Annotated in this window: 6 protein-coding genes and 1 pseudogene; 3 read left to right on the top strand and 4 right to left on the bottom strand. The window is 65.1% G+C overall.

Annotation, left to right across the window (positions count from 1 at the left end):
• Positions 1–61 precede the first annotated feature (61 nt).
• The 3 genes from SM418_RS31390 to SM418_RS31400 all read right to left on the bottom strand — a co-directional run bounded on the left by SM418_RS31390 (position 62) and on the right by SM418_RS31400 (position 3,221).
• Positions 62–1,060: a PrgI family protein gene (locus SM418_RS31390; protein ID WP_371944943.1), complete on the bottom strand. Its 999-nt coding sequence runs from the start codon at positions 1,058–1,060 to the stop codon at positions 62–64.
• Positions 1,057–2,502, bottom strand: coding sequence for a TrbL/VirB6 family protein (locus tag SM418_RS31395; RefSeq protein ID WP_371944945.1), 1,446 nt, complete (start codon positions 2,500–2,502; stop codon positions 1,057–1,059). The genes SM418_RS31390 and SM418_RS31395 overlap by 4 nt, the downstream gene beginning before the upstream one ends.
• A gap of 389 nt (positions 2,503–2,891) precedes the next feature.
• A complete protein-coding gene (locus tag SM418_RS31400) occupies positions 2,892–3,221 on the bottom strand; it encodes a pilin (RefSeq protein ID WP_371944946.1) in 330 nt (109 codons plus the stop codon).
• An 899-nt stretch (positions 3,222–4,120) separates the two neighbouring features.
• Here SM418_RS31400 and SM418_RS31405 point away from each other — a divergent pair.
• The 3 genes from SM418_RS31405 to SM418_RS31415 are packed head-to-tail and all read left to right on the top strand — an operon-like array spanning position 4,121 to position 7,794.
• Complete coding sequence (locus SM418_RS31405) at positions 4,121–6,859, top strand: HD domain-containing protein (RefSeq protein ID WP_371944947.1); 2,739 nt, start codon at positions 4,121–4,123, stop codon at positions 6,857–6,859.
• Complete coding sequence (locus SM418_RS31410; RefSeq protein ID WP_371944948.1) at positions 6,859–7,353, top strand: hypothetical protein; 495 nt, start codon at positions 6,859–6,861, stop codon at positions 7,351–7,353. Before SM418_RS31405 ends, SM418_RS31410 begins: the two co-directional genes overlap by 1 nt.
• 9 nt (positions 7,354–7,362) lie before the next feature.
• On the top strand, positions 7,363–7,794 hold the full coding sequence (locus SM418_RS31415) for an NUDIX domain-containing protein (protein WP_371944950.1): 432 nt from the start codon (positions 7,363–7,365) through the stop codon (positions 7,792–7,794).
• 260 nt (positions 7,795–8,054) lie between these two features.
• Here SM418_RS31415 and SM418_RS31420 read toward each other — a convergent pair.
• A pseudogene (locus tag SM418_RS31420) lies at positions 8,055–8,167 on the bottom strand (IS5/IS1182 family transposase); the annotation flags it as partial.

Here is an 8,167-nt window from a genome sequence, read left to right on the forward strand (position 1 = left end):
GAAATGTCGGGCTCGAGGGTGAGGCCGAGCGTGCGTGAGAGCGCACCGAGCAACGGTCGCATCAGCCCTCCTGCCGGTGAGTGATCACGTCATCCGAAGAGGAGTTATCCACAAGCTGGAGTTCACCTGGGGATAGAGACTCGGCGATGACGACGGTGGCGTTCGCTGCGTCCAGGACCTCGGCCGGAACGGCGAGCGCGGCCAGGGACTGCACGGCCTCGGCGGCACGCCGCAACGCGACCGCAGCCGCCGTGTCGCGCCCTACCCGGTGGCGTTGGTGCTGCCGCCACGGCAGGACGTGCGCCGGGGCCGAGGAGGAAACGTGTCCGGTGATGACGACGAAAATCTGCCGGATGAGCAGGTCGTGCGCGGCGCCGAGATCGGTGAGGAACGCGGAGTGCGCCCTCGCGGCCTGCTCCAGCGCCGGGTCGGGCAGCGCGGCTGCGTGCTGGGTGATGTGGTCGGCCAGCCCGGTCAGGTCGACCGGGCGGGCCTGGACGAGGATCTGGACGGGTGCGTCGAGGGAGTTGAGCCAGCGGCCGAACACCGCCACCAGCCCGGCCTGCTCGCCCGGGGTACGCAGCCCGAAGGTGAGCGTGCCGGCGCGGACGATGACGGCGACACCGCCTCCTGCCAGCTCCAGCGCCCCGTCCTGGCGGACGGCACGGACGGGCAGCCGCAACGGCTCGGGGAGACGTCCGCGCATCCGGCACCAGGCCGGAGGCGGCTGCACCGGCTCCCCAGCCGTGAGGCGTTCCTTGGCTGAGCGCAGGTGGCGGAGGGCGGCGAGGGCGTAGCGGTCCAGGTTGATGCCGTCGTGGCGGGCGACCGCCAGCACGAACCCGGCCGCCACGACCGGCACCAGCACCGCGACCAGGACCGGCAGCGGTACCAGCGGCCCGAAGGTGAGGAAGAGCCACAAGCAGGTCGCGGCGGTACCGGCCAGGATCGCGAGTTGCCGAGTGGTGAGGCCGTAGAGGATCTTGTCGGGCTGATCGACGTCGGCGGGGATCTTCACACTCATCGGCGGCTGATCGTGCTGCTGGGTGCGGGTGCTCACCGGCGCCTCCTGGTCTTGGGCGGGTCGGTCCACAAGGTCAGCTGGCGGCGCGGCACGGGTTGCCTGGGCATGCCGGGCAGCATCAGCTGCCGCGACCGCACCCGCGCGTGCCCGCCCGCCGCCGCACCGCCGCCGGATGACGTCGTCCGGGGCACGCGCGTCACCGGAACCGGCAACGCCAGCTGCGTCGGCCGACGCGTGCCGGTCTTGCCGGTGGCGGGAATCGGCAGCGACATCTGCATCGGCGCCCGAACCGTTCGCCGGTCGTCGCCGGGCCGAGGAGTGGACGGTTGGCCTGGCGGCATCGGGATCGCTCCAGAAGGCATCGGGATCGCTCCGGCAGGCGACGCCGGCGGCGGATCAGACGGGCCCGGCAACTCCAGCGGCGGAGGCGCGCCACCAGATGCCAGAGCCAGACGAGACGCACCGGGCAGTCCCGGCGGCGGACGCAGCAACCTTCGGGGCGGAGCAGGCGGCGCGGGAGGTGGCGGAGGTGGTGATGGCGGCGGTGGCGGGGTCCAGAACTTGCGGGTGGGGACGCGGTGACGCATCAGGGCACCCAGACCGCGGTAGAGGATCAGGCTCTTGACCATCCCGTTCAGCGCGCTGGGCTGTGCGGCGCGCCAGATGGTGCGAGCGGCCCAGGACGGGACGCGGACCATGATCCACAGCAGGCACAGCGCCAGCAGCAGATCGATCCCGGTACCCGAGACAAGCCCCAGAAAATGGCCGCCCGACTCGCTGCGGGGATGGTCGACGTCGGAGAACAGCAGCCGGAACGCGGTCGCCAGGATCAGCGCCTGGCACACGCCGATGGCCAGGACCCCGGTGATGCTGCGCCACCACAACCGCGCCAGCCCGTCGGTGACCGGCAGAGCGTGGAACATCAGCGCCACGGGCGCGGCGGCGATCAGAACCATGGTGAGCGCGATCCGGATGATGTAGATGAACGCCACGCACAACGCCAGCACCACCACACCCAGCCCGATGAAGATCGTGTACGGCTGATTGGGCATCAGGCTCGCGACCAGGTATCCGGCGATCGCCTTGGCGACCCGTCCCGGGTCGATCGCCTCGGCCCCGGCCTTCAGGAACGCCCCCGACAGGCCGTTGGCGAAGGCGATCGCGTAACCGATCAGGATGAGGCTGAGGTTGGAGGCCGCGAACGCGCCCACCAGCCGCGCCACCAACTGCCCAGGCGTCAACTCACTGCCGGGCAGCGAATGCCCGGCGATCAGCAGCACACCACCGGCGGTGACCAGCAGCACGTAGCAGGTGTTGGCGATGGTCTGAGACACGCCCCACAAGTCCTTGGCGCGCGCCATGTCCGGCGAATCCAGGGACGGGGTGCCCAGCGCGGTCTGCGACAGCACCGCAAAGACCGGCTTGGCCGCGCCGGTGACCAGATCGGCGAACCATCCGTTCACCGCCTGCTTGGCCATGCACCCCACGTCCATGAACCCGCACCCCGCCCCCTCCTCACCGGCCGGGCCCTGCCCGCCTGGTGACCCCGGCGCCGGTGACTGCCCCGGTGTTGGAGAAGGTGCCGGGCCTGCGGGGACGGGCGCAGGCTGGGAGGGTGACTGCGGCGCCGGAGGTGCGGGCGCGGCAGGCGCCGGGATCGGCGGCGTGGTGGGTGCCGGTGCCTGCCGCCCTGGAGCCGCCGGTGCGTTCGGTGACGGATTCACCGACGGCTGCGGCACCGGATCTTCGGCTGCGCCCCACGCCGCGCCGGCACCCGCGCACACGACCGCACCGGCCACCAGCGAGACCAACAGAGCAAGCCACGCCCAGGACCGGTGTGCTCGGGCGGGCGGAATCGCGGTGGCGGTCACGACGGCTTGCCGACGATGCCCTGCAGGATCTTGACCAGCAGCGGCGCCAGTACCGCGACCGAGTACCCGACCGCGGCATACCGCAGCGTCTTCTTGGCCGCCTCCACCTCACCGGGATCGCCACCGGCCAGCATGTAGCGGACACCGCCGATCGTGGCGAACAACGTCGCCAACCCCACCAGCAACCCCACGATCACATTCCGCAGATTGGTGATCACCTCGTCCAGCGAGGCCGCTGCGGCCAGGCTCGTGCCGGCCTCGGCCACGCCGGGGACCAGCAGGGCGCTCGCCCCGCAGCCGGCCGTCCACAGCAGCGACGCGGCCACCAACCGGCCCCGGCCGGAACGGTGCTTCGCTGGAGATCGGGCGGCGGTCGGCCTCACGGTGGGCTGAGCCAAGCTCAGGGACTGCGGACGGTCATCGGGGCGAGGCGAGTGATTGCGGGTGTGCATGGCAGCGTCTCCGAAACTGAGGACGGTACGGGCTGCCAGCCGGACCGCCGATGACGGCGCGGTCGGGACTGCGGGTGTCCTCCTCGAAGAACACGAGTGACGGGTGCGATGCGGCGGGGACCGGGTTCAGGCCGTCCGCCCCGAGGCCGTACCGCCACCGGCGATCTCGACTGGCACCCCTGAAGCACCGCGACCGAGCCCCGAATTCACCCGCCAAGCGGCGATGATTACCAAGACTTGAACCACGCCATTCGTTGATCAACACCCACAGTCGGCTCTCTCGGCCTCTGTCATACGCAACGTCGCGACCCAAACGCCGTGATCGGAATCGTCCGCGGAGCAATAGCCGCTCAAGCTGATCAGGAGCACGTGGAAGCCGGAGCGGACCTATGGGCCCGTGAGCGCTGCCACCGCCTCCAGCGGGGGCTTCATGACGCGAGCGAGCCCGTCACTCCCCATCGGCGGTATAAGAGGGCGTTCGTTCCGTGCCGGAATTTCGGGTTCTGGAGACCAGCGTGACGCTGGGCTTCGACCTCGCCCGTTTCCAGACGAAGCCACCAGCCTGTCACCGGGCCTCCCGGCAGCTGGCCGGACCGGACTTCCACCGGCAAGCGATGACGAGCTTACGAACAAGATCCACCGCTCCGCCACGGCTTCACCTTCGGCTCTACTGGGCGCACGAAATAGGATCAGTGTGGCCAACATCGATACCTATGGTCGCTTCTCCAGGTACGGTCATTTCAGGCTGATCGGTCACGCCCCCAGGAGCACAGGTGCCGGATGAGTTTGAGCTGACCCCCCTCTGGCAGAAGGCGTTCACACCTCTCGCCGATGACCAGCACGCTGACCATCGATCTCGGCTCCGTCTCTCCTACTTCTCACTCCGCAAGACAGTGCAGCATCTCGCCGACTCGATCGCAATCGATCTTCCAATGTTTACCGATCACGGTCTCGCCCACGCGGACGCGCTCTGGGGCATGGCCTCAACGATCGGGGGCGACGTCTCATTGAATCCCGCCGAGGCGTTCGTCCTCGGTGGAGCCTTCCTCCTGCACGACCTAGGGATGGCACTCGCCGCTTATCCTGGTGGAGAGGCCGATCTTGAACGCGATCCGAAGTTTGCCGATCTCGTCGCCATCGAAGAGCAGAGGCTCAGCAGTACCGACCGGTCGGCATCAAGCGAGAGAGTGCGAACCGGTGCTCAGCAACATGCGATCGCCGAGCTCCTCCGCCGCAGGCATGCCGCGAAGGCGGAGGAACTGATCACGCAAGCCTTCTCGCTATCCAACGGCGACTCGGTATATCTCATTGAGGATCACCAACTTCGACTCTTCTTCGGACGCCAGATCGGCCAGATCGCACATAGTCATTGGTGGCCGGTCGCGGATCTGAAGGATAAGTTCGCGCCTCCACAAGGCTCTTGCCCGGCCTTCCCGTCAGACTGGGTAGTGGACAGGCTGAAGCTGGCGTGCTTGCTGAGAACAGCCGACGCCGCCCACATCGACCACCGGCGCGCGCCCAGCCTGCTGCACGCCTTCCGTAAACCGAGCGGCTTGTCACGCAGCCATTGGTACTTCCAGGAGCGCTTGCTGCGGCCAGTTGCACAAGGCGACCGCCTCCTCTATACCTCGACCGGCCCGTTCGTGGCCGATGAGGCGGAGGCTTGGTGGTTGGCATTCGAGACGATCCAGCTCATCAATGATGAGCTCCGCCAAGTTGATGCGCTGCTGGCTGACATGGGAAGAGAGCGCCTCGCGCTGCGATCGGTCGTCGGTGCGGGCTCTCCTGACCGTCTCTCCGAGGTCATACCGGTGGATGGGTGGAATCCCTTGGATGCGCGCCTTAAAGTTGGCAACACCGTCCAAGTTATCGCAAACATCGGGGGCCGCGACCTTTACGGCAACCGGCCGGATATTGCTCTCCGCGAACTAATCGCCAATGCCTCCGATGCGGTCAAGGCACGTGCGGCCTTCGAGGGCGCCTCCCCACGGCCTGTGTCGATCACGCTGGAGCTGGAGGGGGAAGACGGCTCTTGGTGGTTGGAGGTCGCGGACCAAGGAGTGGGGATGACGCCGGAGGTGATGATCGACGCTCTCACCGATTTTGGGCATTCGCACTGGCGATCGGACGCGATGGTCGAGGATTTTCCGGGATTGGCAGCCACAGGTTTTGAGCCCGTAGGCAAGTTCGGCATCGGTTTCTTTGCCGTGTTCCTTGCTGCCGACGAGATTTACGTCCATAGCCGCGGTTACAACGATGCTCCTCGTGATACCCATGTGCTGGTGTTCCAGAATGGTCTCGCTGGCCGTCCGTTGCTCCGGCGAGCGAACGATCTCAACGAGCAACTTAGGGATTCCGGGACCAAGGTCAGAATTAGGCTTCGCGACGACCCTCGTAGCGTGAAAGGCATTTTCCGTAGGGCCAGCAAACGACTGTCCCACACGCAGTTGCTGCACAGCATTGTCAGTCGCATGTGCGCCCTGTCCGAAGTGGATATCCTTGTCCAAGGGCCAGACGACCCGAGGCCGCGGATGGTCATCGAAGCAAACGACTGGATCGGCCTGCCAACAGGCGAGTTGTTTCGCCGACTCTATCAGCAGGGCGGGGAGAATATCGTCGAGCGGGAAGCCCTCGAGCGATGCGAAAAACTCTTCATCGACCGGGAGACACGCATCTGTGGTGCGGACGGTCGAGTCAACGGTCGGGCCGCCATCGTCACACAGATGGAGATGTGGACGGCTGGAGCGTTCGGTACCGACAAGATGGGGCAGCTCTACGTGGGTGGCCTTCAGTCGTCACCATTCCAGAACACGCTTGGCGCCTTTCGTGCTCAGCCTTTGAAGGCGGACCGGCTGAGCGCGTTTCCTCTCGGGCCGGTGGCGGCTGTCGCTGACTGGGCGAACTCTCAGGCTACGCGGATCAAGGACCTCGAGGGGTTCTCCGCCGACAGACTGTGGACGCTTGCTGATTACATCTGTGGTTTGGGGGGGAAGGCCGAGGAACTACCCTGCGTGCGTGTCATGGAAGGCGGACTCAATCAGACCCAGCTAGCGAGCTGGCTAAAGGATAGGCCCATGGTCCACCTGATATCGCGAAGCGGATTTCGCCACTATCCCGACGCCACCCCGTGGGGTTTTTACACCAGAGACGGTGAATCTGTTGCCCTTCCTGATCACGGCCTCCTGGTCGACTTTTTTCCATATTGGTTCATCCCCGAGGACATCTGCCCGAGGCCGAAAGATTCTCGCTTTGAGGGCGTTGTGGCGGATCTCGATGACGACGATCCGCAAGCGTGGTGGTATCAGTGGGCCAGCTTCGGTCCTGTAAGCCTCGCGGTGAGGACCGTTGCCGAAGTATGGGGGGTTGACGTCGTCGAGTTGGTGAAGGGTATGCGAGGGCATCACGCGACGGATGAGGAGGACGGGCGGCTGGAGATTCCGACGGTGCAGGGTGGCACGACCAAGGCCACCGCATACACCCTCGTGCGGGACGACTATGGACGGAGCGAGTAATGACAGCCCCCCATGTTCCCGCTCAGAACGCAAACACAGCACCGCCTGCCGGCGCCGATTTCGCTCTTGAGCGATACAAATATATTCTCCAGCAGATTCACGCGCTGAACGAGAATGTCTATCGCTTTCTAGCAATATTCCAGACACTCGCGACAGCCCTGGTCGCGGCAGCCCTGACGGTATTTGTCAGCTACAAGAAGTGGGGCATTGCTCCAGCGACAGCCAAGTCGGGGATCTTGGGGCTATTGATACTAGAGACCCTGATCGCCTGCTTCGCAATGTTACTGATCTTCATCGGCATCCTCAGTTGGCTTGACTACCGGAACGAGGAGTGCGAGCTGACCGACGAGTACGCATGCATCGGATTCCGGAAACCTCCCCGCACCGGTAGCTTCTTCCGCTGGTACGAGACCTACATCATCCTGTTCATTGCTGGCTCGACCATCTTCATGTGGACCACAGCCGCCCTGTTCCTGATGCCGTCGATCGTCTAAGCTGCGATCATGAAGGCGGGACGCGACTACGTCGGCGTCGGCGTTGGTGCGATGGTGTTCGATAATAGAGGGCGGATCTTCCTCGCTCGTCGCGGACCCGGCGCCCGAAACGAGGCCGGAACTTGGGAGTTCCCCGGAGGGGAGGTCAAGTTCGGTGAACTGATGGCGGACGCCATTCGTCGGGAATTCGCTGAGGAGTATGGAATGTTCATCGAGCCAGTTCGACTTCTCGGTGTCTTCGATCACCTACTGCCTGAGGAAGGTCAGCATTGGGTTTCGGTCGCCTTTGTCTCACGCTACGACGGAGGGGGCTCCGAGATAAGAGAGCCCAGCAAGTGCAGTGAGATTGGCTGGTTTGATCTAAACGAACTACCGCAGCCCCTCTCTCAGATCAGCGGCGCAAATCTTGAATTTTACCGAACACAACTTTCCGCTGGCTAGGATCGTCACCGCGTCATGTAGGGACATCCGCTCATCGGCAGATCCGTATGCACTGCGGCGTGGTCGGGCAGAGTCCTCAGCGGCATGAGGGTGGTCAGCACAGACGCTGAATGTGAGCACGACCGCAGCAAACGTGCGATTGCCGGCTTCGCACCGAAGAGGAAGCGGGAGACCAGTCTTGATCGAGAAGATTCGGCGTGCGCTAAAGGGTGCCGCCTCTGACGGTCCGAGCAGTCAGATGCTCTATCACTGACCCTTTTTCATCCTCGGGTGAGTTCGTAGTTCTGTAGGACGGCGATGGCCTTGACCAGGTGGCCGGCCTTGCTGGGGCTGCAGCGGAGCTTGCGGAGGATTCGCCATGATTTGAGCTGGG

The sequence above is a fragment of the Actinomadura chokoriensis genome (assembly GCF_041463665.1).
Lineage (GTDB): Bacteria > Actinomycetota > Actinomycetes > Streptosporangiales > Streptosporangiaceae > Spirillospora > Spirillospora chokoriensis_A.

Bases quoted from the DNA above. Each gene is read 5' to 3' on its own strand.
- SM418_RS31395 (WP_371944945.1), bottom strand. From the start codon at position 2,502: ATGGCCAAGCAGGCGGTGAACGGATGGTTCGCCGATCTGGTCACCGGC.
- SM418_RS31410 (WP_371944948.1), top strand. From the start codon at position 6,859: ATGACAGCCCCCCATGTTCCCGCTCAGAACGCAAACACAGCACCGCCT.
- SM418_RS31415 (WP_371944950.1), top strand. From the start codon at position 7,363: ATGAAGGCGGGACGCGACTACGTCGGCGTCGGCGTTGGTGCGATGGTG.